The organism is Bradyrhizobium sp. SZCCHNRI1029 (genome assembly GCF_032487555.1).
GTDB lineage: Bacteria > Pseudomonadota > Alphaproteobacteria > Rhizobiales > Xanthobacteraceae > Bradyrhizobium.
Genome location: NZ_JAUEUK010000009.1, coordinates 361380 through 378936 on the forward strand (window position 1 = coordinate 361380; position 17557 = coordinate 378936).

Annotated in this window: 16 protein-coding genes and 1 pseudogene; 9 read left to right on the forward strand and 8 right to left on the reverse strand. The window is 66.5% G+C overall.

Annotation, left to right across the window (positions count from 1 at the left end):
* The 4 genes from QW861_RS25785 to QW861_RS25800 form a co-directional block, all read right to left on the reverse strand.
* Positions 1-1206, reverse strand: coding sequence for an ABC transporter substrate-binding protein (locus QW861_RS25785; protein ID WP_316193635.1), 1206 nt, complete (start codon positions 1204-1206; stop codon positions 1-3).
* Between the two features lie 82 nt (positions 1207-1288).
* The gene (locus QW861_RS25790; protein ID WP_316193637.1) at positions 1289-2140 is read right to left on the reverse strand and encodes a fumarylacetoacetate hydrolase family protein; all 852 of its coding nucleotides are present in this window, start codon (positions 2138-2140) and stop codon (positions 1289-1291) included.
* 31 nt (positions 2141-2171) lie between these two features.
* Positions 2172-3695: a bifunctional 3-(3-hydroxy-phenyl)propionate/3-hydroxycinnamic acid hydroxylase gene (locus QW861_RS25795; RefSeq protein ID WP_316193638.1), complete on the reverse strand. Its 1524-nt coding sequence runs from the start codon at positions 3693-3695 to the stop codon at positions 2172-2174.
* Positions 3696-3764: 69 nt separating this feature from the next.
* The gene (locus QW861_RS25800) at positions 3765-4556 is read right to left on the reverse strand and encodes a DNA-binding transcriptional regulator (RefSeq protein WP_315754435.1); all 792 of its coding nucleotides are present in this window, start codon (positions 4554-4556) and stop codon (positions 3765-3767) included.
* 140 nt (positions 4557-4696) lie between these two features.
* On the opposite strand from QW861_RS25800, the gene QW861_RS25805 reads away from it, so the two are divergent.
* Positions 4697-5680, forward strand: coding sequence for a VOC family protein (locus QW861_RS25805; RefSeq protein WP_316193639.1), 984 nt, complete (start codon positions 4697-4699; stop codon positions 5678-5680).
* Between the two features lie 13 nt (positions 5681-5693).
* Here the strand turns inward: QW861_RS25805 and QW861_RS25810 are convergent, their stop codons facing one another.
* The 3 genes from QW861_RS25810 to QW861_RS25820 form a co-directional block, all read right to left on the reverse strand.
* On the reverse strand, positions 5694-7082 hold the full coding sequence (locus QW861_RS25810) for an ATP-binding protein (RefSeq protein ID WP_315713591.1): 1389 nt from the start codon (positions 7080-7082) through the stop codon (positions 5694-5696).
* Between the two features lie 126 nt (positions 7083-7208).
* A complete protein-coding gene (locus tag QW861_RS25815; protein ID WP_315713590.1) occupies positions 7209-7940 on the reverse strand; it encodes a response regulator transcription factor in 732 nt (243 codons plus the stop codon).
* Positions 7937-8485: a MarR family winged helix-turn-helix transcriptional regulator gene (locus tag QW861_RS25820; RefSeq protein ID WP_315754431.1), complete on the reverse strand. Its 549-nt coding sequence runs from the start codon at positions 8483-8485 to the stop codon at positions 7937-7939. The genes QW861_RS25815 and QW861_RS25820 overlap by 4 nt, the downstream gene beginning before the upstream one ends.
* 346 nt (positions 8486-8831) lie before the next feature.
* Here QW861_RS25820 and QW861_RS25825 point away from each other — a divergent pair, with 346 nt between their 5' ends.
* The 4 genes and pseudogenes from QW861_RS25825 to QW861_RS25840 all read left to right on the forward strand — a co-directional run bounded on the left by QW861_RS25825 (position 8832) and on the right by QW861_RS25840 (position 12778).
* A complete protein-coding gene (locus tag QW861_RS25825) occupies positions 8832-9911 on the forward strand; it encodes a branched-chain amino acid aminotransferase (RefSeq protein ID WP_315754429.1) in 1080 nt (359 codons plus the stop codon).
* Between the two features lie 459 nt (positions 9912-10370).
* Entirely contained in the window at positions 10371-11834 is a 1464-nt protein-coding gene (gene hisS / locus QW861_RS25830) for a histidine--tRNA ligase (protein ID WP_410051206.1), read from the forward strand.
* Between the two features lie 124 nt (positions 11835-11958).
* Positions 11959-12165, forward strand: a pseudogene (locus QW861_RS25835) (tautomerase family protein); the annotation flags it as partial.
* Between the two features lie 217 nt (positions 12166-12382).
* Positions 12383-12778: a thioesterase family protein gene (locus QW861_RS25840; protein ID WP_315713585.1), complete on the forward strand. Its 396-nt coding sequence runs from the start codon at positions 12383-12385 to the stop codon at positions 12776-12778.
* A gap of 10 nt (positions 12779-12788) precedes the next feature.
* Here QW861_RS25840 and QW861_RS25845 read toward each other — a convergent pair whose 3' ends face one another.
* Positions 12789-13193 (reverse strand): DUF4864 domain-containing protein, encoded by a 405-nt coding sequence (locus QW861_RS25845; protein ID WP_315713584.1) that lies wholly within the window; start codon positions 13191-13193, stop codon positions 12789-12791.
* A gap of 238 nt (positions 13194-13431) precedes the next feature.
* Here QW861_RS25845 and kynU point away from each other — a divergent pair, with 238 nt between their 5' ends.
* From kynU to QW861_RS25865, 4 genes are read left to right on the forward strand one after another with little or no spacing between them, the layout of a single operon-like run.
* Positions 13432-14625: a kynureninase gene (kynU, locus tag QW861_RS25850; protein WP_315754425.1), complete on the forward strand. Its 1194-nt coding sequence runs from the start codon at positions 13432-13434 to the stop codon at positions 14623-14625.
* The gene (gene kynA, locus QW861_RS25855) at positions 14622-15461 is read left to right on the forward strand and encodes a tryptophan 2,3-dioxygenase (RefSeq protein WP_315754423.1); all 840 of its coding nucleotides are present in this window, start codon (positions 14622-14624) and stop codon (positions 15459-15461) included. The genes kynU and kynA overlap by 4 nt, the downstream gene beginning before the upstream one ends.
* Before the next feature lie 34 nt (positions 15462-15495).
* Positions 15496-16320 carry an alpha/beta hydrolase gene (locus QW861_RS25860; protein WP_315754421.1) on the forward strand — a complete coding sequence of 275 codons (825 nt, stop codon included), beginning with the start codon at positions 15496-15498 and terminating at the stop codon, positions 16318-16320.
* A 59-nt stretch (positions 16321-16379) separates the two neighbouring features.
* Positions 16380-17501, forward strand: a complete 1122-nt coding sequence (locus QW861_RS25865; protein WP_315754419.1) for a hypothetical protein — start codon at positions 16380-16382, stop codon at positions 17499-17501.
* Positions 17502-17557: the final 56 nt, after the last annotated feature.

Genomic DNA, 17557 nt, shown 5'->3' on the forward strand with positions numbered 1-17557 from the left:
TCACTTGCTGACCAGGCTGCACTTGCTGCGGTCGAGCGGGCGAAACGCCTGATCGGGGGCGATCTTCGTCACCAGCTTGACGAAGTCCCAGGGGCGCTTCGATTCGGCGGGGGTCTTGACCTGGACCAGATACAGGTCGTGCACCATGCGCTGGTCGTCGCGGATCTGGCCGTGGTCCGCATAGGCATCCGAGACCGGCGTGGCTTTCATTCGGGCCATCACAGTTGCGCCGTCGTCGCTGTCGGCATCCTTCACCGCCTGCAGATAGTGCCGCACGGCCGAATAGACCCCGGCCTGGATCTGTGACGGCATCGCCTTCCGGCGCGCGTAGAACGCGTCGGAGAAGCGGCGCGCGGCGGGGGAGGCATCCTCGAAGAAGCTGGTGACGATGAGATCGCCCTGCGTCGCCTTGAGGCCGATGGATTCGATGTCGACGTTCTGGAACGACATTGGCACGATCTTCATGCCCTGGGCCGCAAGCCCGAATTCCTCGGCCTGCTTGATGGCCGTGGCATTGTCGCCGGCGACGTTGAGCGCCAGGATCTTGGCGCCGGAGGCCTGGGCCTGCAGCAGGAACGAGCCGTAATCCGGCGTGCCGAGCTGCGCCTTGACGCTGCCGGCGACCGTGCCGCCGAGCTCGGCGATGCGAGCGCGCGCGGTCGCCTCGACCGAATGGCCGAATGCGTAGTCGCCGGTGATGAAGAACCACGGCTCCTTGCTGGTCTGCATGATGCCCGACACGACGGCTGTCGCGGTCGAATAGGCGTCGTGCGTCCATTGCACCGAGGTCGGGGCGCAGGCCTCGTCGGTGAGCTGATTGGCGCCGGCCCCGGAGATGAGAAAGATCTTGCCGTTGCTGCGCACCAGCTCCTGGACGCCAAGGGCCGCGCCGGAGCTGCCGCCGTCGGCGATCGCCTGCACACCGTCCTGCTCGAACCAGCGCCGGGCGATCGCGACCGCGATATCCGGCTTGTTCTGATGATCGGCCTGAAAGATTTCGATCGGCCTGCCGTTGATCTTGCCACCGAACTCCTCAGCGGCCATCCGGGCCGCTTCCACGGAGCCGGGCCCCATCGCGGTCGCGAAGATGCCGGTCATGTCGGTGAGCACACCGATACGGATGGCACCCGCCTTGATTTCGGCCTGCGCGGATGAGCCTGCAAGCAGCAGCAGGCCAGCGATGCTGGATCTGAGACAGCGCGACATGATGATCCTCCCCGGATTTGAAGATTTGGTTTTTTGTCGTGTTTGATTGGTGCGCCTCGCGGTTCTCCGCGAGGCGGAAACGTCAGGCTTCCAGTTCGGCAGTCACGGGATTGCGCAGCGCGCCGATGCCCGAGATTTCGACCTCGACCGTATCGCCGGGCTTCATGAACAGAGGCGGGGTGCGCTTGAAGCCGACGCCTCCCGGCGTGCCGGTGACGATCACGTCCCCGGGCAGCAAGGTCATGATCGTCGAGCAATAGACGATCAGATCGGGCACGTCGGTGATGAGGAGATCCGTGGTGGTCCGCTGCACGGTCTCGCCATTGAGGCGGGTCTGCAGCGTCAGCTTGGACGGGTCGGGAATTTCGTCGGCGGTGACCAGCCAGGGGCCGAATGCGCCGGACCGGTCGAAGCTCTTGCCCGACAGGAATTGCGACGTGTGGCGTTGCCAGTCGCGGATGCTGCCTTCATTGTAGCAGGAATAGCCGGCGATGTGCGTGAGCGCGTCCTCGCGCCGGACATGCCGGCCGGCTTTCCCGATCACGAGCGCGAGTTCGCCCTCATAGTCGAAATGATCGGAGACACCAGGGCGAATGACCGGTTGCAGATGTCCGACCTGGCTGGTCGGAAAGCGCGCGAACAGCGCGGGCTTCTCGGTGACCGTTCGTCCGGTCTCGGCGACGTGGTCGCGATAGTTCAGGCCGACGCAGATGATCTTGCCGGGATCGGGGATGACGGGCGCGAAGGTGATCGCATCGAGCGGATAGTCGGGCTGTTCGGAGGTGAGCAGCGCGGCGGCGTCGCGAAGCGCATCCGCCTCGAGCAGCGCGCGCAGGCTCTTCGCCGGCAGCCGCCGGCCGAGGTCGACGACACCGTCTCCCTTCACGGCGCCGTATCCGGGACGCCCGTCGATCACAAAGGAAACCAGCTTCATACGTGAACCCTCTCAAAAAGAACGGAAACGCTCAGGCCGCGCTCGGCGGCGGTGCGAGGAAGGCGAGGCCTGACAACAGCGCCGCGGGATCTTGGCCCGTGCGGACAGCACCCAGGATGTAGCGGTCGGGGCGCATCAGCACGGCGTCGAAGCCGTGCTGATCGAGCCAGCCGTCGAGGCCGCCAGCTTCCTCGCCGCAAATGACGGCGACGTCGGCGGCCGTCAGGCGGGCATGATGCTGCTCGATCATTGCGGTCCCGAGACCGGACCGGCATAGCAGCGCGAAGCGATAGCCGACGCGGTCGTCGCTGCGGCCGTGATCACGGCTGCGGAATTGCGGCGCCAGCTTTCCCGTCATGCTGCGTTCGCCGCAGGCAAGGCCCGGGCCGAGCACTGGCTTCTGCACGTCGAGCTTGAGCTGGCCGTCGCCCTGTGCCGTGCCGGTCGCAAGCGCCGCCTCGACCGCCTTGGTGTTGATCAGCCCACCCAGCCGGATCGCGAGCTCGATGAATTCGCGCACATGCGGCGCGCGCTCACTCTGATAGGTGTCGAGAAGATCAGGCGTCGCCTTCCCGGCAATCACAAGCGCCAGCTTCCATGCGAGGTTGGCTGCGTCGCGAATGCCGGCACACATGCCCTGACCGAGGAAAGGCGGGGTCTGATGCGCGGAATCGCCTGCGAGCAGGAACCGTCCGGCACGCCATTGCTGGGCGACCGCGGAGTGGAATGTGTAGACGGCGGCGCGTTCGATCTCGGCCTCTGCGGGCCGGAGCCAGGGCGAGAGCAGCTCCCACACGCGCGCCGGTTGGGTGATCTCGACCGCGTCCTCGTCGGGATGAACCGTGATCTCCCACCGGCGCCGGTTGCCGGTGCCGCGAATATAGGTTGCGGGACGCTGCGGGTTGCAGTGCTGGACGCTGAAATCGCCGAGATCGGGCCGCTCCTCCCTCAGCAGCACGTCGCAGACGAGCCAGCGCTCGTGAAAGCCGAGATCGTCCAGCGCCGAGCCGATGAAGCGGCGCACCAGCGAACGTGCACCGTCGCAGCCGATGACATAGGCGCAGGAGATGTCGACGAGCCGGCCGGTGCCGAGGTCCTCATAGCGAACGCGCGCCCCCTCGCGGTCCTGCTCGAGCGCGAAGACATCACAGCGCGTGCGCAGCTCGACATGAGGCCAGCGCTCCAGGCCGGTGTTGAGCACGGCTTCGAGATCGGGCTGGTGAAAGCGGTAGCTCAGATTCCAGCCCATCGCGGTCGACTCGCTGGGGCGCGGCCAGTCGAGCAGCAATCGTCCCCCCGCATCGACGAAGCGCATGCCGGGACTCAATGTAAGGTGGGGCAGGATGGCGTCGGCAAGGCCGATGGTCTGGAACACGCGCATGCATTCGTCGTCGAAATGCACCGCGCGAGGCAAATGATAGGCCTTGGCTTCGCGCTCCAGGATCAGCGTGCGGATGCCGCACAGGCCGAGCAGGTTGGCGAGCGTCGAGCCCACGGGCCCGCGACCGACGATGACGACGTCGAAGCTTCCGGAATGTGCGGCCATGTTGCTCATGGCCGCATCTGATCCGCAACCGCCTCGCAGCTTCAAGGCGCGGTCACGAACTGTCCGCGCAGCGGACGCTCAGGCCTGGACGGGGATCGCGGCCGCGGCGTCGCGCAATGGGGCCGCGTACTGAGCGACAGCCTCCTCGAGGGTCATGGCGGAGCGGATCCAGATGATCGAAATGCAGCCGAACACGACGTCGCCCCGCACGATCGGCACCGCGATCGACGACGTCTTCGGATTGAATTCGCCCTCGTTGCGGATCGCATAGCCGCGCTGAGACGTTTCCGTTATCATGCGCTGCAGCCGCTCGGGCGCCAGGAAGAAGAGGTCCTCGGCATCCTCGATGCGTCGCAGATGGTTGATGATGAGGTCCCGCTCTGCGGGCGGGCAGGCGGCCAGATAGGCCCGGCCGGCCGAGGTGTGCAGCATCGGCAGCCGCTTGCCGATCATGCTGCGATCGATCGAGAGCGGGCTGCGCGCATGCGTGGTCTCCTGGATGACCATCGCGCCGTTCTCATAAGTCGACAGATCGACCGGCCAGATCAGGCTGCGGCTGAGCTCGGCGAGATAGGGCGCGGCGACCTGGCAGATGAAGATGCCGGGATCATAGCCGTCGCCGAGGCTCAACGCGTGGCGCGTGACCCGGAAGCGGTCGTCGCTGGCGCTGCGCGCGACATAGCCGAGTTCCTCGAGTGTTTCGAGCAACCGATAGACCGTGGGCCGCGGCAGATCGAGCTGGCGCGCCACGTCGCCGGCGCGAATGCCCCCGGACCGATTGACCGCGCGCAGCACGTCGAGCCCCCGCTTGAAGGCGCGGACACCCTCCGCAGGACGGGCCTGCGGAGATCGCGTCCGTTGCTTGGACACTTGGAAAATCCTCCCTGTTCTTCGTTTCCGTCCGCCGATACCGTCTTGAGAACGCGAGCCGGATGCAGGGGCGGCAGTCTACTGCAGGACCGCGCGGAGCTGATACGAAATTCCGCCCGCGCCTTTCGGGAGAAAACAAGATGGAAATAACGGCGCTCGGTTACATCGGCATCAAGTCGTCCCAAGCGGAGCAGTGGGGACGCATGGCGACCAAGCTCCTCGGGATGCAGCGCGTGGATCGCGCGGCCAGCGTGCAGGCCTATCGGATGGATGATCGCAAGCAGCGGCTGATCGTCGATGGCAGCGCCGATGGCGGGCTCGCCGTCATGGGCTGGGAGGTCGGCGACGCTGCCGCGCTCGCGCGGCTCGCGAGCCGTCTCGACGACAACGGCGTGAAGGTGGCCCGCGGTTCGCAGGCACTGGCCGACGAGCGTCATGTCAGCGAGCTGATCTGCTTTCAGGATCCCGCCGGCAACACGATCGAGGTGTTCTGGGGGGCAGCCGTCGCCTCGGATCCCTTCAGGCCGGGACGTCCGATCTCCGGCTTTCGCACCGGGCCGCTCGGCATGGGGCACGTCGTGCTCAACGTCGAGGACGTCGAGCCGATGCTGCGGTTCTATCGCGACCTGCTCGGCTTCAAGGTGTCCGACTTCGGCCTGACGCCGTACAAGCTCTATTTCTTCCACGTCAACGGCCGTCACCACAGCTTCGCGATGGTCGGCTCCGGTCGCCGCACACTGCATCACTTCATGGTGGAACTAGGTAGTCTCGACGACGTCGGCCAGGGCTACGACCTGGCACAGCTCGACGACGGGCGCGTGGCCTACACGCTGGGCCGTCACACCAACGACCACATGACCTCGTTCTACGTCAACACGCCCTCCGGCTTCTTCATCGAATATGGCTGGGGCGGCCGGGTGATCGATCCCGCGACGTGGCAGCCGCATGAGACCTTCGACGGCCCGTCGCTGTGGGGGCACGAGCGATTGTACCTGCCGGACGAGCAGCGCAAGCGCATGCGTGACATGCGGCTGTCCGCCGCCGCACGCGGCGTCCGTGTGCCGGACCCACGCGTTCCGCCGCTGAACTGCGCCTGGCTCGACGCGGTGATCGCGCAGGAATGAGCTATGCGGCGCGCTACACCGGAATGCGCACGCTCGCCCGCAACCCGCCCATCGGGCTGTCGCCGAGGGTGATGTCGCCGCCATGGGAGCGGGCGATGTCGCGGGCGATGGCGAGGCCGAGGCCGGTGCCGCCCTCGTCCTGGTTGCGCGCGTCGTCGAGGCGCAGGAATGGCTTGAACACCTCCTCGCGCATGTCGGCCGGGATGCCCGGGCCGTCATCGTCGACGGTGATGGTGAGGTAGCGGTGGTCGCGATGGCCGGTGATGGCGATCGCGTCGGCATGGCGGGCGGCATTCGAGACGAGGTTGCCGAGGCAGCGCTTCAGCGCCTGCGGCTTCACGGTCACCACCGGCAGGCCGTGGAACGATACCGTGGCGGAATGGCCGTTGCGCTCGGCGTCGCTCCGCAGCTCTTCCAGCGCATTGGAGATGTCGGTCGGCTGCGCGATCTCGCCATTGTCGCCACGCGCGAAGGCGAGATAATCCTCGAGCATGTGCGACATCTCGTCGACGTCCTTGCGCATGGCGTCGATCTCGGGACTGTCGCCGAGCAGCGCCAGCTCCAGCTTGAAGCGCGTCAGGATGGTGCGCAGATCGTGGCTGACGCCGGCCAGCATCGCCGTCCGCTGCTCGAGCGTGCGCTCGATGCGCGCCTTCATCTCCAGGAAGGCGTGCGCCGCACGCCGCACCTCGCGCGCGCCGCGCGGCCGGAAGTTCGGCACCTCGCGGCCTTTGCCGAAGCTCTCGGCGGCGTCGGCGAGCCGCAGGATCGGCTTGATCTGGTTGCGCAGGAACAGCACCGAGACGATCAGCAGGATCGACGACGTCCCGACCATCCAGAACAGGAAGATGTCGGTGTTCGACGCATAGGCGGCGCCACGCTGCGCGAACACGCGCATCACGGCATCATCGAGCGCGATGCGGATCTCGACCAGGTTGGAGCGGCCGACGGTGTCGATCCAGAACGGTCGGCTGATCTGGCGGCCGATCTGGCTCGACAGCGACTGGTCGAGCAGGTTGAAGAACGGTTTTGGCCCCGGCGGCGGCATGTCGCCGGCCGGCAGGAAGTCGACCACCAAATTGAGCCGCTGCTGCGCGATCCGGCGCAGCATGGTGCGGTCCTTGTCCTGCGGATAGCCCTTGTAGATGTCGATCAGCGCGGCGACGTCCTGCACCACTGCGGCGGACAGCCGTCGTGTCACCGTGTTCCAGTGCCGCTCCATGAACACGCCCGCGACCACCGTCTGCAGGATCACCATCGGCACGATCATGATCAGCAGCGCGCGCGCATAGAGGCCGGTCGGCATCCAGCCCTTGAACGCGTTGCCGACGATGCTGTTGGCGCGCGAGACGCGGCGGGATGCGGTGCGGATGAGGGTGAGGCCGGTGTCGAGCGTGCTCATGCTGGGACGCCCTCGCTGCTTCCGTCATTGCGAGGAGCGAAGCGACGAAGCAATCCAGAGTCATCGCGGGCCTCTGGATTGCTTCGTTGCGCTCGCAATGACGTCGAGACCTTCACCTGCACCGCCTCAGCCCGTCACCATCAACCGATAGCCGATGCCGCGCACGGCCTGCAGGAACAGCGGGTTGGCCGGATCGCTTTCGAGCTTGCGGCGCAGGCGGTTGATCTGGACGTCGACCGCGCGCTCGTTGACGGTGCCGTTGCCGGTCAGCGCGCCGCGCGGCACGGTCTCGCCGCGGGCATTGGCGAGGATGCGCAGCATCTCGCGCTCGCGGTCGGTGAGGTGGACGATCTCCTCGCCCTGCTTCAGCTCGCCGCGCGCCAGATGATAGACGAACGGGCCGAACGCGATCTGCTCGACGACTTCCTCCGCCGGCGGCGGCGCGGCGCGCTTGAGGATGTTGCCGATGCGCAGCGCGAGTTCTCTCGGTTCGAAAGGCTTTGCGACGTAGTCGTCGGCGCCGAGCTGCAGGCCCTCGATACGGCTCTCTGGCTCGGCGCGCGCGGTCAGCATCACGATCGGCACCGACGATTGCGTGCGGATGAAGCGGGCGAGGTCGAAGCCGCTTTCGCCGGGCATCATCACGTCGAGGATCAGCAGATCGAAATGCAGCCCGGTGAGCTTGGCGCGGGCATCGCTTGCGCTCGCCGCCGTGGTGACGCGATAGCCTTCGCCGCGCAGGAAGCGCGACAACAGATCGCGGATGCGGCGGTCGTCGTCGACGAGCAGGAGATGCGGTGCGTCGTCGGCCGGCGTCTGCGGCGGATGCGGTGCGATGGCGGCGATCGTCACGGTCACTCCTTGGCGGCGGCGACAGGCGTCTTGAAGATGGCTTCCAGCACCTTGTCCGGATCGTCGCGATCGATCATCGCGCGCAGGAACTGCCGGACCTTTTCGGCGCCGGCCGGCCCGATCTGCTCCAGCGCATGATCGATGCGCCGCGTCTGCAGCCCAGCCAGCTTGGCGACCAGCGCCTCGCCCTTCGGCGTGGCGAAAAGAAGGCGCTGGCGGCGGTCGTTGTTGCCCGTCTTCTGCACGATGTAGCCCTCGTCGAGCAGCTGCTTGAGCACGCGGCCGAGCGACTGCTTGGTGATGCGCAGAACGTCGAGCAGATCGGCGACCTTCAGGCCGGGATAGCGTGTGACGAAATGCATCACGCGGTGATGCGCGCGGCCGAATCCGAACGCCTCCAGCTCGTGGTCGGCATCGCCCACGAAGTCGCGATAGGCGAAGAACAAGAGCTCGATGATGTCCCAGCGCAGCGGCTCGCCGGCCGTCGCGGAGGGCTCAGCCGCGCGCAGCTCGGGGCTCAACGTCGGAGACGAGAAATTTATGTCAGCCATATTGACGTTTCTGCGGTTCAATGTTACAAAACAATCGCCCGCGGCGAAATTTTAGATCGTTTCATCGGCGGGCAATGGTCTCCAGGCGTGTCTCAACGGGCCGTAGGCAACCCCGACGGGCATCCTTGGGCGACGTATCGAACAACCGTGTGATGTCGAGCGGCATTTCGGCAAACCATACTGGACTTCCGCCGGGCGCAAAAGCATGTCCTGTGGTGGCATGCTTGCCCGGTGACCGGCTCAAGGCCGGTCGCGGCAGGTCCGAAATTCAGAAAGCCGACTGGCCCGATCGGACGGGTCGGCGCCAGAACTCGCGAATGGCGATCAGAGCGGGGGAAGCAAGGACATGACTTTGACATTCGACATCAAGCCGACCACGAACCCGACCTCCGACCAGGAGCGCGCGGCCAAGCTCGCCAACCCGGGCTTCGGCCGGGTGTTCACCGATCACATGGCCGTGGTCCAGTACAGCCAGGACAAGGGCTGGCACAGCGCGCGGGTCGAATCCCGCGCCAACTTCCCGCTCGATCCGGCCGCGGCCGTCCTGCATTATGCGCAGGAGATCTTCGAGGGCCTGAAGGCCTACAAGCGCGACGATGGCGGCGTGAACCTGTTCCGCCCCGATGCCAATGCCAAGCGGTTCTGGAATTCGGCCGAGCGCATGGCGATGGCGCAACTGCCCCAGGCGGTCTTCATCGAGGCGGTCGAGCAGCTCGTCCGCATCGACCGCGCCTGGATCCCGGGCGGCGAGGGCAGCTTGTATCTGCGCCCGTTCATGATCGCCAACGAGGTGTTCCTCGGCGTGAAGCCGTCGGCGGAATACATCTTCGCGGTGATCGCCTCGCCGGTCGGCTCCTATTTCAAGGGCGGCCCGGCGCCGGTCTCGATCTGGGTCTCGGAGAACTACACCCGCGCCGCGGTCGGCGGCACCGGCGGCGTCAAATGCGGCGGCAATTATGCCGCGAGCCTCAAGGCGCAGGCCGAGGCGATCGCGCATGGCTGCGACCAGGTCGTGTTCCTGGACGCGATCGAGCGCCGCTATGTCGAGGAGCTCGGCGGCATGAACGTGTTCTTCGTGTTCGACGACGGCTCGCTGTCGACGCCGCCGCTCGGCACCATCCTGCCGGGCATCACCCGCGATTCCGTCATCAAGCTGGCGCGCGACGCCGGCCGCGAGGTGCGCGAGGAGGCGTATTCGATCGACCAGTGGCGGGCGGACGCCAAGAGCGGCAAGCTGAAGGAGGCGTTCGCCTGCGGCACCGCCGCGGTGATCTCGCCGATCGGCAAGGTGTGCTCGGCGAGCGGCGACGTCCTGATCAACGGCGGCGAGGCCGGCCCGGTCGCCATGGGCCTGCGCAAGCAGCTCGTCGACATCCAGTACGGCCGCAGCCCCGATCCGCATCATTGGATCAGGGATGTGAAGTAGGGGCTGGGCGCCCCACGGACGGTCGACTCCCCTCCCCCTTGCGGGGAGGGGTCGGGGGTGGGGGTCCCAGCAAAGACTGCCCGTGTGGACCCCCACCCCCAACCCCTCCCCGCAAGGGGGAGGGGGCGCACCGCAATCGGAGCGAATGCTCGGCTCAAATTCACAGGCCGCAGCCGAGCCAGCGCGCCCCGGGCCCAACCCTGCTTCGGGTTGCCGCACCCCGCCCTGACTGCTACCAACCGAGCCAACGCATTCCATCCCGTAGGGTGGGCAAAGGACCGCGACAGCGGGCCGTGCCCACCGTTCCGGTCTTTGTCAGCCGTGGGCACGCTGCGCTTTGCCCGCCCTACGTTCCGGTCCCAGATGTCCGACAAACCCAAGAAACCCCAGAAGCTGAAGGCGCGGCTGCCGCGCGGGCTGGAGGATCGCGGCCCCGCGGCGATCGCCGCCACGCGCGAGATGGTCGAGAAGATCCGCGCCGTCTACGAGCGCTACGGCTTCGAGCCGGTGGAGACGCCGGCGTTCGAATACACCGACGCGCTCGGCAAGTTCCTGCCCGACCAGGATCGTCCGAACGAGGGCGTGTTCTCGTTCCAGGACGATGACGAGCAGTGGATCTCGCTGCGCTACGACCTGACCGCGCCGCTCGCGCGCTACGTGGCCGAGAATTTCGACGCGCTGCCAAAGCCGTATCGCAGCTATCGCGCCGGCTACGTTTTCCGCAACGAGAAGCCCGGCCCTGGCCGCTTCCGCCAGTTCATGCAGTTCGACGCCGACACGGTCGGCTCCGGCTCGCCGGCGGCGGACGCCGAGATGTGCATGATGGCGGCGGATGCGATGGAGGCGCTGGGGATTCCGCGCGGCTCGTATGTCGTGAAGGTGAACAACCGCAAGGTGCTCGATGGCGTGATGGATGCGATCGGCATCGGCGGTGATGAGCACGTGGGCCGTCGGCTGACGGTGCTCAGGGCAATCGACAAGGCCGACAAGTTTCCGATTTCAGAGATCAAGAAGCTGCTCGGCGAGGGCCGCTGGGACGGCGGCGAGGTCGGCAAGGGTGATTTCACCAAGGGCGCGGGCCTGACTGAAAGTCAGATCGACGCCCTGTTGGCCTTCTTCGAGATGAAGGTCGCGGAGCCGCAAATCCAAGGTGAGGAGCAGGATCTGCAGTTCAACGCCCAGGTCTTGGCGAGCGTTGCTCAGCAGAAATTGTTCATGTCCTCGCCGGCCTATGTGGAAGGCGTCAACGAGCTGACCGAGATCGCCAGGCTGTGCAGCGCGGCCGGTTACGGTTACAGCCGCGTCCGCGTCGAACCCTCCGTCGTCCGTGGTCTCGAATACTACACCGGCCCTGTCTACGAAGTCGAACTCCTGCTCGAGACCAAGGACGAGAAGGGCCGTCCGGTGCGCTTCGGCTCGGTCGGCGGCGGCGGGCGCTATGATGGTCTCGTCTCGCGCTTCCGCGGCGAGCCGGTGCCGGCGACCGGATTCTCCATCGGCGTGTCGCGCCTGCAGGCGGCGCTGACCTTGCTCGGCAAGCTCGACACGCGCCCCGCCTTCGGGCCCGTGGTCGTCACCGTGTTCGACCGCGACCGCGTCGCCGACTATCAGAAGATGGTGTCGACCCTGCGCAATCACGGCATCCGCGCCGAGCTCTATCTCGGCAATCCGAAGAACATGGGCAACCAGCTCAAATATGCCGACCGCCGCAACGCGCCCTGCGTCATCATCCAGGGCTCGGACGAGAAGGCGCGTGGCGAGGTGCAGATCAAGGACCTGATCGAGGGCGCCAAGGCGGCCGCCGCGATCGCCTCCAACCAGGAATGGCGCGAGAGCCGCCCGGCGCAATTCTCAGCCAAGGAGGACGAACTGGTCGCCGGCGTCCGCGAGGTGCTCGCGCGCCACGACGTGAGCTGGGGATAACAAGACTCGTCATACGCGGGCTAGACCCGCGTATCCATCTCTTCAAACGACGCCATCGATTTCAGAAGATGGATCGCCGGGGCAAGCCCGGCGATGACGCAGCAGAGACAACAACAGGGAGCAACGAATGCCCGAGATCACCGTGAGCATGGCCGCCGGCCGCACCGACGAGCAGAAGGCCAACATGATGCGCGACATCACCAAGGCGCTGGTGACGCATCTCGGCGTCGATCCGGAAGCGGTGGTGATCCAGATCAACGAGGCGCCGCTGACGCACAAGATGAAGGGCGGCAAGACCTTCGTCGAGCGCCTGGCCGAGCAGAAGAAGTAGTTGGCCGTCGTCCTGGCGAAAGCGAGGCTATGACATCTGTCTCGACGATCACCGCGGTCGTCCCGGCGAACGCCGGGACCCATACCCCCAAGGGAGCGGCTCGAGGCACGCTGGTCATTGGCCCTTCGCCCATCACGACCGCCACGGCGTATGGATCCCGGATCGGCGCGCGCGTGCCGCGCGCTTGTCCGGGACGACAGCACAGTTCGGAGCAGTCATGGACGCACGTGAGATCATCAAGCCGGGCATGCGCGCCGAGCGCCTGCTGGTGGTGCCGCCGGAGCGCACCGTCGGGCATTTCGTGCCGCACATGCCGATGGTCTATGCGACGCCGATGATGATCCTGGAGATGGAGATGACGTCGGGCGACGCCATCAACCCGGCGCTGCCGCCGGGCTGGGTTACGGTCGGCACCGAGGTCAACGTCCGCCATCTCGCGGCCTCGCCGGTCGGCGCGACCATCCGCACGGTCGCCGAGGTGATCGAGGTCGAGCGCCGCGTCATCCGCTTCTCGGTCGAGGCCTATCATGGCGACGTGAAGATCGGCGACGGCCGCCACGGCCGCGGCCTCATCAATGTCGAGCAGTTCAAGAAGCGCTTCGGCGTGACGTAGCCGCTCAGCGCTAGACCGACTGGCCCGTCTTCAACAGCGAACAGCCGGTGATCCTGAGGCTGCCGTCGGGCTGGGTCCGCAACGTGTACAGAGCCTCCCACGCCTCGCCTTCGGCATCGACGATGTGCACGCGCTGCGCGATGCTGCCGTCCTCGACCTGCGCGGCGCCGAATTCGAAGCTGCGATGGCGATAGACCGGCGGATAGCCGCTTTTGACCATGCTCATGAAGATCTCGACGCTCGGAAACAGCGCCTGGATCTCCGGCGCGGCTTGGGCATAGGCGGTCGCTCCGTCGTCGCGCGCCAAAGCCTGTTCCTGGGCGCGAATGACGCTCTGCGCCGCGCTGGCGTCGGCAGCCTCGGCAGGGTGCATCAGCAGCGCCATCAGCAGGACGAGCGGCACCAGAATGCGCATGTTGTGCTCCATCGGCAGTTCAGATCGATCTATCATGCGCCACGCGCCGCCCGTGACAAGCCTGCCGTGGCGCGTCAATGTCACCGGCCGGCGGCGATCGACCGGCTGGATTGTGTCGCCATCGTCACGTCTTCGCGAGCCATGCGGCCCGCGCGGTGCCGGTGGCGATGGGACCGGCTTGATCTGGCCCGACCCGGCGCGAATCATGCATTCAGGCCGTGAACGAAGCAGGAGCCGCATGACCGATTTTTCCAGGACCCGATCGCTCTTCACGATACCTGAAGGGGTCATCTATCTCGATGGCAATTCGCTCGGCGCGCTGCCGTCGGCCGTGCCCGCCCGCGTTGGCCGCATGATCGAAGCGGAGTGGGGACAGGAGCTGATCCGCGGCTGGAACACCGCCGGATGGATGGTGCAGCCGCGCCGGGTCGGCGATCGCATCGCCCGGCTGATCGGGGCCGCGCCCGGCACGGTCGTGATGGGCGATACGCTCTCGATCAAGGTTTATCAGGCGCTCGCCGCCGCGCTGTCGCTCAATCCGGGCCGCCGCGTGATCCTGTCCGACAGCGGCAACTTCCCGTCCGATCTCTATATGGCGCAGGGCCTGGTTCGCATGCTCGGCGACCGCGCCACCTTGAAGGTGGTCGAGCCCGAGCAGGTGGAGGCGGCGATCGACGACAGCGTCGCCGTGCTGATGCTGACCGAGGTGGATTACCGCACCGGCCGCATGCACGACATGGCCGCGCTGACGAAGAAGGCGCACGCGGCCGGCGCGCTCACGGTGTGGGACCTCGCGCATTCCGCCGGCGCCGTGCCGGTCGACCTCGCCGGCGCCGAGGCCGACTTCGCGGTCGGCTGCACCTACAAATATCTCAATGGCGGGCCCGGCGCGCCGGCCTTCATCTATGTCGCGCCGCGTTACGCAGACATCGCGCCGCCGGCGTTGTCCGGCTGGATGGGGCACGAGGCGCCGTTCGCCTTCGATCTCGACTACCGCCCCGGCGGCGGCATCGAGCGCATGCGCATCGGAACGCCGCCGATCATTGCGCTCGCCGCGCTCGATGCCGCGCTCGACGCCTGGGACGGCGTGTCGATGCCGGACGTGCGCGCGGCTTCGATCGCGCTGTCGGAATTGTTCATCGCCGAGGTCGAGAAGCGCTGTCCGTCGCTGACCTTGGCGTCACCGCGTGATGCGACGCAGCGCGGTAGCCAGGTGTCGTTCCGCCACCCGGACGGCTATGCGATCATGCGCGCGCTGATCGCGCGCGGCGTGATCGGCGACTTCCGCGCGCCGGACGCGCTGCGCTTCGGCTTCACGCCGCTCTATATCGGCGAGGCCGAGGTGCGCGGCGCCGTGGGCATCCTCGCGGAGGTCCTCGACAACAGTCTGTGGGACAGGCCCGACTATCGCCAGAAGGAGCTCGTGACGTGAGCAGCGCGCCCTACGATCCCGCCACCGAGGGTGCGCGGATGAACTTCAAGGGTCGGATGTCCTATGGCGACTATCTGATGCTGGATCGCCTGCTCGATGCGCAGGCGCCGCTCTCGACCGCGCATGACGAGCTGCTGTTCATCATCCAGCACCAGACCTCCGAATTGTGGATGAAGCTCGCGATCCACGAGATCAAGGCGGCGATGGCCGCGATCGCCAAAGACGACGTGCAGCCGGCGTTCAAGATGCTGACGCGGGTGTCACGCATCTTCGAGCAGCTCAACGGCGCCTGGGACGTGCTGCGCACGATGACGCCGAGCGAGTACACGTTGTTCCGCGACAAGCTCGGCGAGTCCTCCGGCTTCCAATCGTTCCAGTATCGTTCGATCGAATTCCTGCTCGGCAACCGCAATCTCGCGATGCTGCGCCCGCATGCCCATCATCCGGAGCTGACCGCCGAGCTGGAAGCGATCCTGGCGAAGCCCAGTCTGTACGACGAAGCGCTGCGGCTGTTGGCGCGGCGCGGCTTCTTCACCGGCGCCGACGGCCAGCGCACCGACTGGCGCGGCACGCGCGCTGAGAGCGCGGAGGTCGCGGCGGCCTGGACCAGCGTCTACCGCGATCCGCAGCGGCATTGGGAGCTGTATGAGCTCGCCGAGAAGCTGGTCGATTTCGAGGATTATTTCCGCCGCTGGCGCTTCAACCACGTCACCACGGTGGAGCGCATCATCGGCTTCAAGACCGGCACCGGGGGCACCAGCGGCGTCAACTATCTGCGCAAGATGCTGGAGATCGTTTTGTTCCCCGAACTCTGGAAGCTGCGCACCGGGCTGTGAGCCCGCGCGCACATCAATCGATCAGGAGATCCTCATGCTCTATGCCGTCAAGGACTGGGACAACGCTTACGCCAACGGCCCGAACATCGCCGGCGGCGAGCGCTGGCCCGGGCTGTGGGTGGCGCCGGCGGAGAGCTATCGCGCCGACATGGTGGGGCAGGGCCGTGCCAAGCTCGACATCGCCTATGGCGCGCATGACCGGCAGCGCCTCGATCTGTTCCTGCCGGAGGGCGCGCCGAAGGGGCTCGTCGTGTTCGTGCATGGCGGCTATTGGATGCGGCTGGACAAGAGCTTCTGGTCGCATCTTGCGCGGGGGCCTATCGCGCGCGGCCATGCCGTGGCGATGCCGTCGTACCGGCTGTGTCCCGAGGTCGGCATCGCCGATATTTCGACGGATGTGGCGCAGGCCATCGCGCGCGCGATGGACGAGGTCGCAGGTCCCGTGGCTTTGACTGGCCACTCCGCCGGCGGCCATCTCGTCAGCCGCATGATCTGCCGCGGCGCGCCACTGCCGCCCGAGCGACAGGGGCGCATCACCAGCGTGGTCTCGATCTCCGGCCTGCACGATCTGCGCCCGCTGCAGCGGACCGCGATGAACGAGACGCTGCACATCGACGACGCCACGGCTGCGAAGGAGAGCCCCGCGCTGCTGGTGCCGATCGATCACGTCAAGGTCACTGCCTGGGTCGGCGGCGCCGAGCGCAACGAATTCCGCCGCCAGGCTCAGCTGCTCGCCAATATCTGGACGGGGCTTGGCGCATCCACGGCTTATGTCGAGGCGCCGGACCGGCACCATTTCGACGTGATCGACGATCTGGCGGATGCGGACAGCGCGTTGATGACGGCACTGGTCGGATAGGATGTCGGTGCCGCCGTTCGCAATTGCAGAGACTGCTGGTCGAGAGTGAGCCTGAAGCGATGACGCCTGATCAGTTCGTCAAGGTCTTCGATGTCCTCGACGCGGGTTTCATGGCCTCGTGGATTCCCGCGACCGGCCTGCTCTTCATCGTTCTGACCGGACTTCTCGCGGCGCTTCCCCGCGGGCTGCAAGCTCTAGGAATTCCGTATCTCCCGAAGTCGAATGTCGTGCGCTATGGCCCGGTCGTGTTCGCGACGATTTGGACCGTTGGGGCCTTTGCGTTGACCTTCGTCCCCTATCACCGTCATCACAGGCTGGCCGCGAGCGGCGAATGCCGGATGGTCGAGGGGCCCGTCGAGCAGTTCACGCCGGGGCCGCTCGCGCGGCGTTCGAGCGAGTCGTTCACGGTGTCGGGCGTGCCGTTCCAATATTCGGACATGGATCTCATTGAGGGCTTCCACGCGACGGCGGCCCGCGGCGGCCCGCTCACGCCCGGTGCTTACGTCCGGATTTGCTACGACCCGTCTGACAGCGTGATCCTGCGCCTGGAGATCCGCGGCTTTGCCGGACCCGTGCCGAACCAGGTCGGACGTCCATCTCTTCAGCCTCACGATCCTCCGTCTGCGGCTCCCACCCCGGTCGATCTGCCGTCCTGGCTGGCGCCTTTGCTGTTTGGCACTGTGATTTTCGACCTGATCGCAATCATGGCCCTCTACCGGCCCTATCTCGGAGCCTTCCTGCGGATCGGGCGGGAGCGGGATCGATTTGTTCTTCAATCCGAACTGGCGGCGGGCAGGAGAGTCAAGCTCAGCACCTGCACCGTCTACTGGGACGAGAGGCATCGTGTGATCTGGCTGCGGCCGCGCGGATTGATTCTGATTCAGATTCCCCTCGTCGTCGGCAGGCTGCATGTCGACGCAACCGAGCGTTCCGTCATCGGGTGGGACATCTGTCTGGCGCCGGCGAGCTGCATTGCTGTCGTGGTGGTCGCAGCCGGCTTGTTCGGTCCGGCGCTCGCCGCAGTGGGGGGCCAGACCTGGTCCTTGCCGACGTTGCTCGTCGGCGGCTTGATCGGGCTTGCGCTCGTTGGCTTGAACGTGGCCGCGTTCCGCTCCCGTATGCGGGCCTTCTTGCGGGCAAGCTTTCCGCAAATCGCCGTGCCGTCACCGCCGACCGTATGACAGTGCTAGCGCGGCTGCCGAGCGTCCGCCCAATGAGAGCGTTTGTCACGCCTCTC